Source organism: Neptunitalea lumnitzerae (genome assembly GCF_027924185.1).
Taxonomy (GTDB): domain Bacteria; phylum Bacteroidota; class Bacteroidia; order Flavobacteriales; family Flavobacteriaceae; genus Neptunitalea; species Neptunitalea lumnitzerae.
On the sequence record NZ_BRVO01000005.1, the window covers coordinates 55885 to 73298 of the forward strand.

Genomic DNA, 17414 nt, shown 5'->3' on the forward strand with positions numbered 1-17414 from the left:
TTACTTTTATTTGCGATATTTAAGTTTATCTCTTTGAACTTGTTCAATAGATAAAATATCTTTGTTTTTAAAAGATAATGCTTCATAAACAGCACTAAGGTCTCTTTTAAGTTTTCTTAGCCCCATGGGTTCTAGAGAAGCAGCATGGTCTGTACCTTTCCATGTTCTATCTAATGTATAATGACGCTCAATAATATTAGCCCCTAATGTATATGCTGCTATGTCTACTGCAATACCTAAGTGATGGCCAGAGAATCCTATATGTTTTACTTTATCTGCATACTTATCTATAAGTAAAGTAATATCTAAAAGACAAACATCTTCAAAAGGAACAGGGTAGCCAGAAGTACAATTGTAAACAACTAAATCTTTATTTCTATCTTTTTCAATAAAAAAGGCAATTAATGTGTCAATTTCATCTTTAGAGGTCATTCCTGTAGAAATATGAATCTCACCTTTATAATTATCACATAGCCATCCTAACATTTCGTAATGATTATTACATGCAGAAGGGATTTTAATAAACTCAGGATTTAAAGAAGCTATTTCTTTTGCAGATGTAGTATCCCATACAGAGGTTGAATATACAATACCTATTTCTTCACAAAAATCTTTAAGTTCTTGATGTTGTTCTACAGAAAACTCTAAAAACTCTCGGTGAGCACCATAGGTGTCTCCATAAGAGTTCGTTGGGTTAGGGTGTGGTGCGTTATATTGCTCTTCTGTTAGCAATTCTTTGTTATGTCTCTTTTGAAACTTAACAGCGTCAGCATTACAGAATATTTTAGCCACTTTAACCAGCTCTTTTGCTATTTCCATGTCTCCTTTGTGATTACATCCAATCTCAGCAATAACAAAAGGTTTTTTGTAGGTATTGTTTTCCATTAAATTTTAGATAAAATTCTTGTGGGCAAATATATATATAAGATATCTAAGGACAAATTCAATATATCCTCAATAATTTACTTTTAATCTAAAAATAATAAATAAGAATAACATAAATATTTATTTTTGACCTTTAAGAGTAAACTAACAACCAAGAATGTCAAAAAAAGTATTTGTTTTATTTCCTGATGGTATTGGGTTAAGAAATTTTGCACTGACAGATTTCAAAGAAGAAGGCGAGCGCCAGGGAATAGATGTGTGGTATTGGAATAATACTAATTTTTCTATTAAAGAAAGATTAGGATATAATGAAGTAGTGATAGAAGATCAAACCACTCATAAATTTACGCCTATATATAGTAGGGTTAGAAAAAGAGCTGAATTAAACGTTTGGACAAAGAAATTTGCCGATAGCGTTTATCAAATGTATAAATTCCCATTTAACATTAAGGGGGCTAATAATAAAATTAAAACGGCATTGATTAGAACGCTAATAGGTCTAAACTCTTCTGAGCGAGGTGTTGAGTATATTAGAGAGAAAATAAAAGAATATGAGCGTTCTACTACCAAATATCAATATTGTAAAAAACAATTAGAGGAGCATAAACCAGCCGTAGTAATGAGTACTAGCCAACGTGCTACTCAAGCTATTGCACCTTTATTAGCAGCTAAAGATTTAGGGATTCCTACTGTAACCTTTATTTACTCTTGGGATAATGTGCCTAAGGCTATGTTAGTGGTAGAAACAGATTATTATTATGTGTGGAGTGACCATATGAAAGGTGAATTATTACAGTATTATCCTTTTATAAAAGAAGAGCAGATAGTAGTTACAGGTACACCGCAGTTTGGGCCTCATTTTGATGAATCATTGGTAATCCCTAGAGAAGTGTTTTTTGAAAAACATGGGTTAGATACTGAGAAAAGATATATTTGTTTTTCTGGCGATGATGAAACTACCTCTCCTTTAGATCAATATTATCTAGAAGATTTAGCTAAATCGGTACGTAGTCTAAATGACGATGGGTATAATTTAGGTATTATTTATAGAAAATGTCCTGTAGACTTTACTGATAGATATAAAAAAGTTCTTGATACATATTCTGACGTAGTAGTTAATATAGAACCTATATGGGAACAGATTGGTAAGAACTGGAATGAAATAGCACCATCAAAAGAAGATTTTGGTATGTTAGTAAATGTATGTAAGCATACAGAACTAGTAACTAATGTATGTTCTTCTACAGTATTTGATTTTGTGGCCCATGACAAGCCTTGTATTTATTATAATTATGAGCAACCACAGCTAAAAGAGGGAATAAGAGATATTGGGCAAAATTATCATTATGTACATTTTAGATCAATGCCTTCAGAAGATGCTGTAGTTTGGGCTCTAAATAAGGAAGAATTAAAAGATAAAGTAAAAGCTCTTATAGACAATAAAGTAAATCCGGTTCCAGTTACCAAAGATTGGTTTCGTATTATTGTGGGCGATACTCCCACTAAGGCATGTGAGAATATTTGGAGGTCTATCAAAAGTATTATATAATTTGATTTTTTAAGATATAGCTTATGCTAACCTTTAGTAAGATAGGAAGAAAGGGAAATTTAGGAAATCAGTTGTTTCAAATAGCTTCTACTATTGGTATAGCATCTGAGCATAAGGTATCTTATGGTTTTTCTGCATGGAAATATCAAGAATATTTTGAATATGAATTGCCCGCTATAGATATTGAGAACGAGACTTTTGAGCATAGAACAGAAAAGTTATATGAATACCATGATTGGGAGCTTAATGAGGCTACAAATTATGATTTAGAAGGATGGTTGCAAACAGAAAAGTATTTTGATGTAGCAAAAACCAAACATTATTTTACTTTTAAAAAGGGGTTTATTACTAAAATACAGAGCTTATATGCACAGGCTTTTGAAAAGGAAACTATTTTAATATCTATTAGGCGAGGTGATTTTGTAAATCATGCTGATTATTATCAAACACCTATCCAATATTTTATAAGCAGTTTACATACGTATTTTCCAGATTGGTTGCGTACCAAAAATTTAATTGTGTTAAGTGACGATTTGGATTACTGTAAATATCACTTTTCATTTTTAGAGAATGCCTTTTTTGCAGATAGTTTGAATGCAGTTGAACAATTATGTTTAGGAAGTTTATGTGATGATTTTATCATTAGTAATTCAACTTTTTCATGGTGGTCTGCTTGGTTAGGAGAAAAGGAAACTTCTAAAGTGATTACACCTATTAAGAACTTTAGAGGAGCAAAAGCTCAGGAATTAAATGATAAAGATTATTTTCCTGAGAGATGGATTAAGCATGATTTTTTAAGCGCAAAAGTAGCGTTAAACTCTATAAAGGTTAGATCAGGAATAAATACAGTTGAACTTTCTGAATATATCAATGCATTTTATGATTTGAGTAATGCTAAATCTGAGATTACAGTAGAGTTATTAAAAGCATATGTACTACCTCCATTAGTGTATTATATGCTTAATTTTAAAAAATCGGTTTCAGGAAACATATATAGTAATCATGCTATAGTGAAAATTTCGAAACCTTATAATTATGAGGAGTTCATATATAACTCGTATGATTTTGGTTTCTTTTCATCCGTTTTCAACTTTGAGAGTAACAAAGAAGTTCTTATAGGTACAATTAAAAATAAAGAATATTCAAATATTACAGTGCTTGCTTTAAAAAGTATGGTGGGGTTATTTGTTAATGTAGGAGGTTATACTTTTAGTTATAAAAGGTACCTTAAGAAGAAGGAAATACAACTTAAAAAAACAGTAAAAAAAATAATATACAGATAAAATGGCAGCGCTATCACATGTAGGTTATATTGTATCTCATTATCCGCATAAGGCTTTTGGCCATGATGGTGGCTTGGGTACTAGTGTGTATAATTTAGTAGAAAATTTAAGTGAAAAAATAAAGGTTTCTGTTTTTGTGTATGGGCAGCAGAAAGATTTTGTTATAACTGAGGGTAATCAGACTTTATATAGTATTAAAAGTCCTGCTACTAAGTTGGGATTTTATTATAACAGAAAGCATATAGAGCAATTTGTAAATGATAAAATTAAGAAAGATCATATACAACTAATAGAGGCACCAGATTGGACAGGAATTACAGCTTTGATGAATTTTCCAGTTCCATTGGTAATTCGCTTTCATGGTAGTGATGCATATTTTTGTCATATTGAAGGTAGAAAGCAAAAGTTTAAAAATAAATTATTTGAAAGTTTAGCAGTAAAAAATGCACATAGCTATATAGCACCAACAACCTTTGCGGGGGAGGTGTCTAAAGAGTTATTTAAAATAAAGGATAAAGAAGTTAGAACTATCCATTACGGACTTGAGTTGGAGAAGTTTCATAATCCAAGTCCAGATGATTTTGAGGAAGGGTTAGTCTTGTATATGGGAACTTTAATACGAAAAAAAGGAGTACTAGAGTTACCTGAAATAATGCAAAAAGTTGTAAAAGAGTATCCAAATGCCAAATTATTAATGGCTGGTAGTGATGCACCTGATATTAGAACGGGAGCAAACTCAACTTGGCAATTGATGCAAGATAAAATGAGTGAAGAAGTGAAGGGATGCGTTACTTATTTAGGTAGAGTACCTTATACAGAAATAAGTGAATTGGTTAAAAAAGCTCATGTTTGTGTTTTTCCCACATATGCTGAAACCTTGGGCATGGTAACTATAGAGTCAATGGTTATGCAAAAACCGGTTGTAAATAGTAATATAGGTTGGGCGCAGGAACTAATGGAAGATGGAAAAAGTGGTTACTTAGTGCATCCTTCTAACCATGATTTGTATGCAGAGCGTATTGTAGCCTTATTGAAAGATAAGGAGCTTTGCAAGCAAATGGGAGTAGAGGCTAAAAAGTACGTAACTGAAAAATTTGATATTAAAAAACAAGTAGACAAGAACATAGCATACTACGAAGAAATTTTATCATGATTATAGTATACCATTTACATACAGCGGTAACAACTATAGCATATAAAGATGGCGCTATTAATGGTTACTCAGGGAAATCTATAGTGCAAACGTTGAAGAGCGTGGCCTCTCAATTTCCTGAGGAGCTAGTAGTATGGTGCAGCGAAAAAGTAAAGGATGTATTAGATGTAGACAACATATCTAATTTGGTACATCATAATTCCATGTTTGTTTCCTATCAGCCTAATGGTAATTATCTAGGTAGTAAAATAGGTTATGTTGATGAATCGCCTTTTATAAATGTGAATAAGGAGGTTGTTTACCCAACCTGGCAAATGAGTAGTTTGGTAGGTGCAACTTCTGCTTCGGTTCTTAATCAAATAGATGATGCTTTTTATCAAGAACACGATTTTGATTATTTCTTAAATTCTGTAGCTAAAACCTATATGCCTTTAGGGTTATTATGCTATTCAGAACCAAAGTTGCTAAAAGAAGCGGTAAGTGTAAGTTCAACATTTGCATCTCATAAAACTTTATTCAGATTTGTAAAGACACATTATAAAAATGTTTGGATAGGCTTTCTATTGTTAAATACCTTCATGTATGAAAAACAATTTTTATTGTTTTCTTTTTTAAATGCTTTATTTGTTAGTAAACCAGGTCATAAGAATTTAAAGTTAAGTGTATCAGTAGCGTCTAGCAAAAGCATTATTACTAATAAAACTATAGACGTTATTATTCCAACTTTAGGAAGAAAAAAATACTTGTATGATGTTTTATTAGATTTAAAAAAACAGACCCATTTACCAAAAAAAGTAATTATTGTAGAGCAAAACCCACTACCTGATAGTGTTTCAGACTTAGATTATATAACAAAGGAAGAATGGCCATTTGAAATAGACCATACTTTTACACATGTTACAGGTGCCTGCAATGCTAGAAATTTGGCTTTAAGTAAGGTAACCAGTGAATGGGTATTTTTAAATGATGATGATAACAGGTTTGAAGCTAATTTATTAGAAGAGGCTTTTAATCGCATAAAGCAATACAGCACCAAGGTGTTAATGGCATCATATGTTAAGCCTCATGAAGAAAAAGTGTATCAGGTAAATTTTCAGGCTCCTTTTTTTGGTTCAGGAAATAGTTTTATGAAGTGTGAACTTTTAAAGAAAGTAAAGTTTAATAAGGCGTTGGAGTTTGGGTATGGAGAAGATACAGAATTTGGCTTACAACTTAGGAATATAGGAGAAGACGCTATCTACTTTGCAGATTTAGATATCATCCATTTGAATGCGCCTTCAGGTGGGTTTAGAACTAAGTTTGTCCATGAATGGGATGCAGACCAATTGCAACCTAAACCGTCACCTACAGTAATGTATGTTAGAAAAAAGTATAGTACTCAAGAGCAGTTAAACTCTTATAAAACAACCTTACTATTAAAGTATTATAAAGATCAGTCTATAAAAAATGTGATTACGTATTATAAGACATTTCAAAAAATGTGGGAACGTAGTATATTTTGGGCGCAACAATTAGATAAGCGAAATGAAGTTTAGTTTAATTATTTGCACATATAAAAGGAGAGAAGCTATTGCTCACTTAATGCAATCTGTAGTAATCCAAACAGTATATCCTGATGAGGTATTGATTATAGATGGTTCTCCTGATGATGATACCAACGAGTATTTTAGTACAACTTCATTTAAAAATTTAAAGTACTATAAAGTACCAGCAGATCAAAGAGGACTTACTAAGCAAAGAAATTTTGGTATAGCTAAGATAGATAAGGATATTGAAGCAGTTTGCTTTTTAGATGACGATACAGTTTTAGAACCTGATTATTTTAGTGAAGTAATTAAAGTATTCAACAACAACCCTGATGTTACTGGTGTTGGTGGTGTAGCTATTAATGAAAATAGGTGGGAAGAGAAAAAGGAAGGTGTGTTTTACGATTCTAAAAAGTATTATGAGTTTGAAGGGTATGTTTGTAAAGAGGGTACTAGAAATGTGGCAAGAAACTATTTAGGGTTGTCATCACATTTGCCTCCAGGTCAAATGCCTGAGTATTCTCATGGTAGAACTATGGGGTACCCTTTAACAGATAAATTTTATGAGGTAGATTTGCTTGTAGGTATGTCAATGGCGTATAGAGTTAATGTTTTAAAAAACATTAAGTTCTCTACCTATTTTGAAGGATACGGACTATACGAAGATGCTGATTTTAGTTTGAGAGCTTTGACCTTTGGTAAAAATGTTATTGCCACTAGTGCAAAGCTCAACCATTATCATAATGCGGCAGGCAGACCAAACAAATACAAATACGGTAAAATGGTAACCATTAATGGTTGGTATGTTTGGCGTATAAAGTACCCTAAACCGTCGGTTAAGGCAAAATTAAAGTGGTTTGCAATTACTTGGGTGCTTATCATGGTAAGAGCTACAAATATTATAACCACTTCTAAAAGAAAAGAAGCGTTTACTGAAACTATGGGTAGAGTTGCAGGGTGTATTAGTTTATTAATTAACAAACCAACACACTAAATATGAAATTTCTAATTGTAACCCATGTAGAGCATGTGTATAAAGACGGAAAGTATTATGGGTATGCTCCGTACGTAAGAGAAATGAATATTTGGTTAAAACATGTAGATGAGGTGCTTATTGTGGCACCACTTTCTAAACGTGCTATTACAGCTATAGAAATACCTTATGAACATAGCCATATAGACTTTAAAGCTGTACCTGCATTTTCTCTAACTTCGGGTAAAGAAATAATTAAAACATTATTTAATTTACCCATGTTGTTATGGACAATTTTTAGGTATATGAGAAAAACTGATCATATACATTTAAGATGTCCAGGTAATATGGGACTGCTTGGTTGTATAGTTCAAATATGCTTTCCTAAGAAAACTAAAACAGCCAAATATGCAGGTAATTGGGACCCTAATAGTAATCAGCCTGCATCATATAGATTACAAAAGAAAATTTTAAAAAGTACCTTGCTAACCAAGAACATGAATACTCTGGTATATGGTGATTGGCCAAATAGTACAAAGAATATAAAGTCTTTTTTTACAGCAACTTACTATGAGAAAGATAAACAACCTCTAAAGGCGAAACTGTATACAAACCATATAAAGTTTTTGTTTGTAGGTACACTATCTGTGGGTAAGCAACCAAAATATGTAATACAGTTAGTGCAAGGGCTCAAAAAAAAAGGATATGATGTTAGTTTAGATGTTTTTGGAGATGGAGTACTTCGTAATGAATTGGAAACATTTATAGCGGCAGAGCAAATAGCCTCTTATATTACGTTGCATGGTAATAAAACCAAGACAGAAATTGAAAATGCTTATAAAGAAAGCCATTTTATGGTATTGCCCTCTAAAAGTGAGGGGTGGCCAAAAGTTGTTGCAGAAGCAATGTTTTGGGGATGTATACCGGTAGTGACGCCAATTTCATGTGTACCTTATATGCTAGCAGAAGGGCAAAGAGGTGTGTTACTTTCTATGCAGTTAGAGCAAGATGTAGAAGCTGTGAAAAATGTGATGATTAATACCGATAAGTGCACAGCAATAAGAAAAGAAGGTAGTGAGTGGTCTAGAACATATACGTTAGATTATTTTGAAGCAGAAATTGTAAAACTACTATAGTAAAACACAGATGAGAGTAGTTCAATTAATAGATAGTTTAGATATTGGAGGTGCAGAGCGTATGGCTGTAAATATTGCTAATGGTCTTGCTGAGTGTAATCACTTTTCTGGGTTAGTAAGTACTAGGAAAGAAGGTGAACTTAAGGAAAAGATTAGCGATAAAGTATCTTATTTGTTTTTACAAAGACAGAAAACTCTTGATATTGGTGCTGTTTTAAGATTAAAAAATTATTTAAAGCAACATAAAATAGAAATAATACATGCGCATAGCAGTTCTTATTTTGTAGCTGTACTTGCCAAAGTATTTTATCCATCTGTTAAAATTGTATGGCACGATCATTATGGTAAAAGCGAATATTTAGCAGAAAGACCTGCGGGTGTTTTGAAAGCTTTCAAATTTGGTATTCATGCTGTCATATCTGTAAACGAACAGTTGGCAAAATGGGCTAGGGAGGTAGTTGGTTTTAAAAAGGCTTGCTACGTGTCTAATTTTGCTTATTTAGAAGATGATAAAGTACTGCTAACAAAGTTAAAGGGTACTGAAGGTAAAAGAATTTTATGCTTGGCAAATTACAGGCCTCAGAAAGATCATAAAAACTTATTAAGAGCTTTTGAGCAGCTACATGAGCAACACCCAGATTGGACATTACATTTGGTAGGGAAGAACTTTAACGATGCCTATGCTGATGAAATAGCACATTTGATAAAGGAGGCTACATTAGAAGATAGGGTGTTTATGTATGGTAGCAGAACAGATACTAAAAATATTTTAGAACAGGCTACCATTGGTGTTTTAGCATCTGAGTCAGAAGGCTTACCTTTGGCGTTATTAGAATACGGACTAATGAAGTTGCCCGTAGTAGTAACAAAAGTGGGAGAATGCAGTACAGTAGTGAAAAATAATGAAAATGGGTTGTTAGTACCACCTAAAAATAATGAGTTACTATGTGTAGCTATGTCAACTTTGATTGCAGAAAATGACAAGCGCATTAGTTTAGGAGCACAATTATATGAAACGGTACAAAACCATTATGGTCAAAATCAATATTTACAAAGATTGATTACAATTTATGAACAAGCTTAAAGCACGCACAGGGCAATATTATACTGAGGTTTTATGGTTGCTAATTCATATTGGTTTAGGCATGCTATTCTCGTTTGCTAAACCATTAGCAAAACTGTATGTGCCTATTATTTTGGCATTGGGTTTTATATTTATATTTAAAAGTAGAAATAAAAACCATGAGGTGTTAATGGTATGTGCTTATATGGCAGGTGCTGATGTTTTTATGAGAATGACAAGCGGATTGTTTTTCTCAGAGCTCATGAAGTATATTATTATTGTATACATGGTTTTGGGGATAGTTTATAATAATATTAGTAAGCCAGCCTTTTTGTATATTGTATATATACTCCTTCTTATACCAGGTATCTATATGTCTGGTATTAATATTTTAAATTATGAGGCAGAATTTAGAAAGGTAATAGCCTTTAATTTAAGTGGGCCAGTATGTACAGGTGTTTGTGCTATTTATTGTATTAATAAAACTGTGTCTTATCAAGAATTAAGCAGAATTTTATATTGGTTTTTATTGCCTATAGTAAGTATGACTTCCTATATGGCATTGTACAAATCAGATCTTTCTTCTTTATTTTTAAACACGACTTCTAATTTTGGAGCTTCAGGGGGGTATGGACCTAACCAAGTAAGTGTGGCATTAGGGGTTGGTATATTTATATTATTATATCGATTTTTATTATGCTCTGAGAAAATCTGGCTAAAAGCCATTAATGCAGCATTAATGGGGTATATGATATATCGTGGATTACTAACTTTTTCCAGGGGAGGCATCTTAACTGCTGCCGCTGCAATTGTACCATTTTTAGGTTTTTTATATCTTAGTTTAGGGGATAAACTGAAGAAAAGTTTGTTTAAAACTCTTGGAGTTTTATCGTTATTACTTCTAATAGTTTGGGGGTATTCTAATATTGTATCTAATGGTTTGTTAGAAAAACGATACAACAACCAAGATGCGCTAGGAAGAGAAAAGGAAGACGCTTTAGGAGGTAGAGAAGAGCTTATTGCTTATGAGCTTGAGGCATTTAATGAGAATCCATTTTTGGGTATTGGTGTAGGTAATAATAAATTCTACAGAGAAGATGAATCGGGTATTGAGGCTGCATCGCATAATGAAATAACCAGGTTATTAGCAGAACATGGCATGCTAGGTTTTTTAGCTTTTTCAATCTTATTTATAACACCTTTAGCTAGGTTTTGGTTTTATCATAGGAACCCGTTAGCATTATCATTTTTCATATTTTGGTTTTTAACCATTAACCATAATGCTACACGTATTTCAGTGCCAACATTTTTATATGCTTTATCCGTAATAACCTTATATAATGACAATAGCAAAAAAGAATCTACTGTACATAGGGAACAAGCTATCGGGGAAGGGTAAAACTGTAACCACCATAGAGGAGCTTGGAAGTAGACTAGAGCTGCAGGGATATGCGGTTACCTATGCATCATCAGTTTCTAATAAGTTACTTAGAATGTTGCACATGGTTTATGTGTTTTTAAAGGAAGCCAAAACTACTAATGTGGTTTTAATAGATACTTACAGTACTTCTAATTTTTACTATGCTGTAATTATAGGTAGGTTGTGTACGTTATACAAAGTGTCATACATTCCTATACTACATGGAGGGAATTTGGAAATTAGATTAAAAAACAATCCTAAACTTTCGAGTCATTTATTTAAAAATTCGAAAACCAACGTAGCCCCATCTAAATTTTTAGAGTCGGTTTTTCTTAACTATGGTTTTCACGTAGTTCATATACCAAATGCACTAGAAATAGAAAATTACCCATATAAAAAACGTCTGAATTTACAATGTAAATTATTATGGGTGCGTTCTTTTGCAACCTTATATAACCCTGAGATGGCAGTAAAGGTTTGTGAACAATTAAACAGTAGTGGTGTAAATGCTACTTTATGTATGGTGGGGCCAGATAAAGATGGAAGTTTAGAAACTTGCAAAAGCTATGCAGAATCACATAACATACCAGTAACCTTTACAGGTAAATTAGCAAAAGAAGAATGGATAGCAATGGCAGCTGATTACGATATTTTTATAAATACAACTACTATAGATAATACCCCGGTAAGTGTGCTAGAGGCTATGGCACTAGGATTGCCAGTGGTATCTACCAATGTAGGAGGAGTTCCGTTTATGATAGAAAACGGTGAAAATGGATTGTTGGTTACATCTGGTAATGTTGAAGAAATGGTAGCAGCAATCAATAGATTATTAGTTTCAACTACTTTAGTAGAAACAATAACTGATAATGCCAAGCAATATACAGACCAGGTAGACTGGGAAGTGGTTAAAGATAAATGGAACACTGTTTTACAAGGTTAAATGAATTTTTCAGAAAAGCTATATACACTAGGTGAGAGGTATAGAAACCCAAGTATTTCAGAACATTATAAATTTCTGAAAAATTCGGAACAATGGTCTCTGTCTGAGTTAGAAGTATATCAATTAAACCAATTAAAAAAGCTTATAAAACATGCTTATGAAACGGTACCTTATTATAAGTATTTATGGGATACCGTTAGTCTTAAGCCTTCTGATATTCAAACGTTAGAAGATTTGACTAAAGTGCCTGTTTTGTCTAAGAAAGACTTACTTACAAATACAGAGGCATTACATAGCACCCAAAGTTTTAAAAAAACATTTTTAGCAGTAACTTCAGGCACTTCTGGTAATAGCTTAAAGTTTCAAAGAGAAGAATCGGCAGACTCCTTTAATAGAGCATCTATCAAAAGAGGATATAGCTGGTACCTTGTAAAACCTTGGGAGTATAACGGGTATTTTTGGGGCTTCAACTTTAGTAAATTGGCTATATTGAAAACTAGGAGTTTAGATGCTTTACAAAATAGGTTTAGACTTTTTAGTTATGAGAAGAAAAATCTGGTAAAGTTTTCTAAAAAACTTCAAAGAGCAAGTTATATTCATGGATATTCTTCTATGATTTACCAAACGGCAAAAATGATTTTAGAAGAGAATTTACCGAAGCCTACAAACTTAAAAATGGTTAAAGGTACTTCTGAAAAAATTTATGAGAGTTACAAACCCATTGTAAAGGAAGCTTTTGGGCTACCTATAATTAGTGAATATGGAGCAACGGAATCTGGTATTATAGCTTTTGAATGTCCGCATGGAAATATGCATGTGAATATGGAAGGTGTTATTGTAGAAAAGATTGATGAGAAGATTGTTGTAACCAATTTGCAGTTATTCAAATTTCCTGTTATTCGTTATGAGTTAGGTGATTATATAGCTTTAGCAGCGGATGATTACCAGTGTAAATGTGGTATGAAACATGCTGTAATTAAAGAAGTGACGGGAAGAGTAGGGGAAGCTGTAAAAGGTTATAAAAATGAGTATCCGAGCTTGTATTTTTATTATATTTTTAAAAACTTGTCAAGCCAACATAAATTAAATTTAACGTACTATATTGAACAACGTAAGAAGGGTGAACTGCATTTTTTTCTTGAAGAGTCTATAAGCAAAGGAGAGCAAGATTTGTTGGAGAAAGAAATTCGTAAGTATTTTAAGGAAGATGTGGTTTATTTTATCGAAAACAATATTAGTTATTCAAATAGAAATGGTAAAACTAAGAGTTTTAAATCTTATATTTGACCCCTATGGCTCCAGCAAAAAGTAAAATGCATTTTGAACTATCAGAACGTATTGTCTTATTACGAATACTTGATAATTTGAGTATTTTTTTAGGACTGTTCTTAGTAGGTGAAATTTTTCAGTTTGATTATTTTCTTTTGAGTTCTCAAAACTGGTATTGGATATTTGTTTTATTACTGTATTATAACATATTTGCTACTGTTTTAGAAATGTATAATTTGCAAAAAGCCAGTAGGGTAGACCAAATTATTCAAAACGTGGTGGTGGTTGCTTCGTTAACTACTTTAATATTCTTACTGACGCCATTTTTTACTCCGGTGTTGCCAGATAATAGAATGCAGTTGGTGTATTTTTATTTGGCCGTAACCATTTCTTTATTAATATGGCGTTATTGCTATGTGTTTTTTGTATCCTCTCCACGATTTTATAAATCGGTTTTAATTGTGGGTACTGCATCTGAGATAGATTTAATAATACAAACCATAAGACACGAAGCTCCTACTTTCTTTATTGCAGGTGCTATAGTTACTAATAATAAAGAGATAAAAATTCCAGTAAAGATTATCAATCCTGATGATTTATTTGATCTGATTGAAACAGAGAAAATATCTGAAATTATTGTAGCATCAAATGTTGGCGTAGAGTTTCCTGAAAAAATTGTAGATAGTCTTATTCGCTTATTAGAGCAAGGAGTGCCTATTAAAGAATATACGCAAGTATATGAAGATTTAACAGCTAGAGTACCTGTACAATATGTAGGAAAGGATTTCTATAAGTATTTTCCTTTTAGTAGAAGCAATCAAAACAGATTATACTTGTTCTTTAGCAGAGTATTAGATATAGTATTGGCATTTATGGGACTTTTAGTTTTCTGTTTTTTTATTCCTGTAGTTCTAATAGGGAATCTTATCGGAAATAAAGGGCCTCTTTTCTACAATCAAGAGCGTATAGGTAAAAATGGAAAGTCTTTTAAAATATTTAAGTTGAGAAGTATGGTAGTTGATGCTGAAAAGCAAGGAGCTGTTTGGGCACAACAAAACGATCCTCGTATTACACCTTTTGGTCATTTCTTAAGAAAATCTCGTTTAGACGAAATGCCTCAGTTTATCAATGTATTGAAAGGAGAAATGAGTATGATTGGACCTAGGCCAGAACGCCCTATTTTTGTAAGCGATTTGTCTAAGGTAATTCCGTTTTATGAAGTTAGACATATGATAAAACCTGGAGTTACAGGTTGGGCGCAGGTAAGTACCGAGTACGGTGATTCAGAAGAAGATAGTCTTAAGAAACTACAATACGACTTATATTATATAAAACATAGGAGTGCTTTTATGGATTTTAATATCATATTTAAAACCTTAAGTACCATTTTGTTCTATAGAGGAAGATAAACTTTTATCTTGTTCTTCACTCGGTAAACAATATCTTAGTTAAATTAGAGTTTATATATCAGTTGAAAAATAAGATATTTGCAAAAAATAAATATATCATTGAAACCATTAATAGCCATTTTTTCTTTCTTTACAATTTCTGTTTGTTTTGGGCAAACTACTACTTATTCTAACGAGTTTATGAATATAGGGGTAGATGCCAGAGCGTTAGGGATGGGTAATGCAGTTGTGGCACATACCAATGATGTAAATTCTGGGTATTGGAATCCTGCGGGATTAATTCACTTAGAAGATAAGCAAATAGCTTTAATGCATGCCGCGTACTTTGCTAATATAGCACAGTATGACTATGTTGGTTTTGCAGTACCAATAGACCATTATAGTGCTATGGGTGTATCGTTAATTCGTTTTGGGGTTGATGATATTATGAATACTACACAGTTGATAGATAGCGAAGGAAATATAGATTACAATAGAATTTCATTGTTTTCTGCAGCAGATTACGGACTTATATTTTCATATACGAGAACTCCTAAAACGAATGATTATCTATCCTATGGAGGAAATGCCAAAGTAATACACCGAGTAATTGGGGATTTTGCAAGCTCTTGGGGTTTTGGCTTTGATTTAGCAGTTCAATATCAAAAAGATGATTGGTCTTTTGGTATTATGGTAAGAGATATTACTACTACTTATAACACTTGGCAAATAGATGAGGATATATTTGATGGAGTAAGTGACCAAATACCAGCACAAGATATTCCTGAGACTACCGAGATTACATTACCCAAAGCTCAACTAGGAGTAAGTAGAAAATTTGAATTTGGGTTTGATTATACCTTATTAGCTGAGGTAGACTTGAATATGCGTTTTGCCCAGACCAATGATATTATTTCTGGAAAGTCAATGAGTTTAACACCAGCTACTGGTTTTGAGTTTGGATATCGCAATATGGTTTTTCTAAGAGGAGGAGTGGGTAACTTCCAAAATGAGTTACAATTAGATGGCTCTGAAAATGTTAGTTTTCAGCCTAATATTGGGGTAGGGTTTAAATATAAAAGTATTCAAGTAGATTATGCACTAACCGATATTGGTGACCAAAGTGCGGCTATTTATTCAAATGTTTTTTCTGTAAAAGTTGATTGGAAATTATTCAGATAGGTATATCTTTAAGCTCAGAAACTAACTATACTTAATGAAGAATCCATATACATTAGCTATAATTTCAGGAGTGTTACTAGCACTCGCATGGCCTACCTACGGTGTTTCTTTAATCATATTTTTTTCTTTTGTTCCTTTGTTGTATGCAGCACATGCTATTAGAAATTCAGAGGTGTTTAAGAAAAAATTAAAAGTGTTTGCAGTAGCATATCTTACCTTTTTAATTTGGAACGCTATTACTACTTGGTGGATTTATTTTGCAACTCCTTACGGTATGTTATTTGCCGTTTTGGTGAATTCACTCTTAATGACGTTGGTTTTCTTATTGTATAATTCAGTAGCAAAAAGATTACCACAAAAATTATCGCTTATTTTTTTACCGGCTATATGGTTGACATTTGAAAAATTTCACTTGAATTGGGATTTTTCTTGGCCATGGTTAAACTTAGGAAATGTTTTTGCTACATCTACTAACTATATACAATGGTATGAGTATACGGGTAGTTTTGGTGGTAGTTTATGGGTATGGGTAGTAAATATTGCTATTTTTAAGTTGGTGCTTAAATATGCAACGTCAAAGAGTATAAAAGACATTCAGAAAAACATAGTAGTAGCCTTACTTTTAATAGCATTGCCTATAGCACTATCTTTGGTTTTAAAGATGAATTATAAAGAGGAGGGCGCTACAGCAGAGGCTGTTATTTTACAGCCTAATATAGATCCGTATTCTGAAAAATATAATACCTCTAATATTCAAATTTCAAGATTGTTATTAGAGTTAACTGCTGAAAAAATTACGGACAATACAAGCATTATTATTGCACCAGAAACTGTATTTGCTGATAATACAAAGTTGAGTAGTGTAAATAAAACTTTAATGTTTTTTAGATTAAGGGAATATTTAAAACAATATCCTAATGCTGATTTATTAGCGGGTATTTCGCTGTTTGAATTGATTAAGAATGAAAAGAATGTGGGCTACCAAACAAATAAAATAAAAGACGGCTTATGGTTTAACGATTATAATTCAGCCTTTTTTATGAATGGTTTGGTAGATAGTGTTCCACTATATCATAAATCTAAATTGGTAGTAGGGGTAGAAAATTTTCCGTATAAATGGTTTTTTGAACCATTAATGGGAGATATGATGCTTGATTTAGGAGGAACAGTAGCCACAAAAACTACACAGGAAGACAGAACACCCTTTACAGGAAACGATTATAGGGTAGCCCCTATTATTTGTTATGAGTCTGTATATGGTGAGTATGTATCAAAATTTGTTAGAAATCGGGCAGACTTTTTGGCTATTATAACTAATGATGCGTGGTGGGGTAATACCCAAGGGCATAAGCAGCATCTCAATTACGCAAGGCTTAGAGCCATAGAAACCCGTAGAAGCATTATCAGAAGTGCTAATACAGGTATATCGGCAGTAATTAACCAAAAAGGAGATATAGAGCAACAGCTGGGGTATGATGAACAAGGAGTGTTAAAAAGTACTATACATAAAAACCAATCTTTAACCTTTTATGTTAAATACGGAGATTATATTGCCAGAATTGCTATTTTCCTATCGGCATTAGGGGTGCTTTTTGCATTTACTAGAAAAAGACCTTCTTAGCACATTACTATATTTGTAAAACA

The 17414-nt window shown here is 32.6% G+C and carries 14 protein-coding genes; 13 read left to right on the forward strand and 1 reads right to left on the reverse strand.

Annotated features, from left to right (window positions below; translation table 11 throughout):
* Positions 1–6: 6 nt before the first annotated feature.
* A complete protein-coding gene (locus tag Y10_RS16260) occupies positions 7–885 on the reverse strand; it encodes an N-acetylneuraminate synthase family protein (RefSeq protein ID WP_281766481.1) in 879 nt (292 codons plus the stop codon).
* Positions 886–1042: 157 nt separating this feature from the next.
* Here Y10_RS16260 and Y10_RS16265 point away from each other — a divergent pair, with 157 nt between their 5' ends.
* The 13 genes from Y10_RS16265 (at position 1043) to lnt (ending at position 17391) form a co-directional block, all read left to right on the forward strand.
* Positions 1043–2434, forward strand: a complete 1392-nt coding sequence (locus tag Y10_RS16265) for a UDP-glycosyltransferase (RefSeq protein WP_281766482.1) — start codon at positions 1043–1045, stop codon at positions 2432–2434.
* Positions 2435–2457: 23 nt separating this feature from the next.
* A complete protein-coding gene (locus tag Y10_RS16270) occupies positions 2458–3717 on the forward strand; it encodes an alpha-1,2-fucosyltransferase (RefSeq protein ID WP_281766483.1) in 1260 nt (419 codons plus the stop codon).
* Between the two features lies 1 nt (position 3718).
* Complete coding sequence (locus Y10_RS16275; protein ID WP_281766484.1) at positions 3719–4870, forward strand: glycosyltransferase family 4 protein; 1152 nt, start codon at positions 3719–3721, stop codon at positions 4868–4870.
* Positions 4867–6405 (forward strand): glycosyltransferase family 2 protein, encoded by a 1539-nt coding sequence (locus Y10_RS16280; protein ID WP_281766485.1) that lies wholly within the window; start codon positions 4867–4869, stop codon positions 6403–6405. The genes Y10_RS16275 and Y10_RS16280 overlap by 4 nt, the downstream gene beginning before the upstream one ends.
* Entirely contained in the window at positions 6395–7390 is a 996-nt protein-coding gene (locus tag Y10_RS16285) for a glycosyltransferase family 2 protein (protein WP_281766486.1), read from the forward strand. The genes Y10_RS16280 and Y10_RS16285 overlap by 11 nt, the downstream gene beginning before the upstream one ends.
* 2 nt (positions 7391–7392) lie before the next feature.
* Positions 7393–8505 (forward strand): glycosyltransferase family 4 protein, encoded by a 1113-nt coding sequence (locus Y10_RS16290; protein WP_281766487.1) that lies wholly within the window; start codon positions 7393–7395, stop codon positions 8503–8505.
* A 10-nt stretch (positions 8506–8515) separates the two neighbouring features.
* Complete coding sequence (locus Y10_RS16295; RefSeq protein WP_281766488.1) at positions 8516–9589, forward strand: glycosyltransferase; 1074 nt, start codon at positions 8516–8518, stop codon at positions 9587–9589.
* Positions 9576–10967, forward strand: a complete 1392-nt coding sequence (locus tag Y10_RS16300) for an O-antigen ligase family protein (RefSeq protein ID WP_281766489.1) — start codon at positions 9576–9578, stop codon at positions 10965–10967. Before Y10_RS16295 ends, Y10_RS16300 begins: the two co-directional genes overlap by 14 nt.
* Complete coding sequence (locus Y10_RS16305; protein ID WP_281766490.1) at positions 10909–11931, forward strand: glycosyltransferase family 4 protein; 1023 nt, start codon at positions 10909–10911, stop codon at positions 11929–11931. Before Y10_RS16300 ends, Y10_RS16305 begins: the two co-directional genes overlap by 59 nt.
* Positions 11932–13218 (forward strand): phenylacetate--CoA ligase family protein, encoded by a 1287-nt coding sequence (locus Y10_RS16310; RefSeq protein WP_281766491.1) that lies wholly within the window; start codon positions 11932–11934, stop codon positions 13216–13218.
* Between the two features lie 5 nt (positions 13219–13223).
* The gene (locus Y10_RS16315; RefSeq protein WP_281766492.1) at positions 13224–14609 is read left to right on the forward strand and encodes a sugar transferase; all 1386 of its coding nucleotides are present in this window, start codon (positions 13224–13226) and stop codon (positions 14607–14609) included.
* A 99-nt stretch (positions 14610–14708) separates the two neighbouring features.
* On the forward strand, positions 14709–15770 hold the full coding sequence (locus tag Y10_RS16320; RefSeq protein ID WP_408733627.1) for a putative type IX sorting system protein PorV2: 1062 nt from the start codon (positions 14709–14711) through the stop codon (positions 15768–15770).
* 34 nt (positions 15771–15804) lie between these two features.
* The gene (gene lnt, locus Y10_RS16325) at positions 15805–17391 is read left to right on the forward strand and encodes an apolipoprotein N-acyltransferase (protein ID WP_281766493.1); all 1587 of its coding nucleotides are present in this window, start codon (positions 15805–15807) and stop codon (positions 17389–17391) included.
* The last annotated feature ends 23 nt before the right edge of the window (positions 17392–17414 follow it).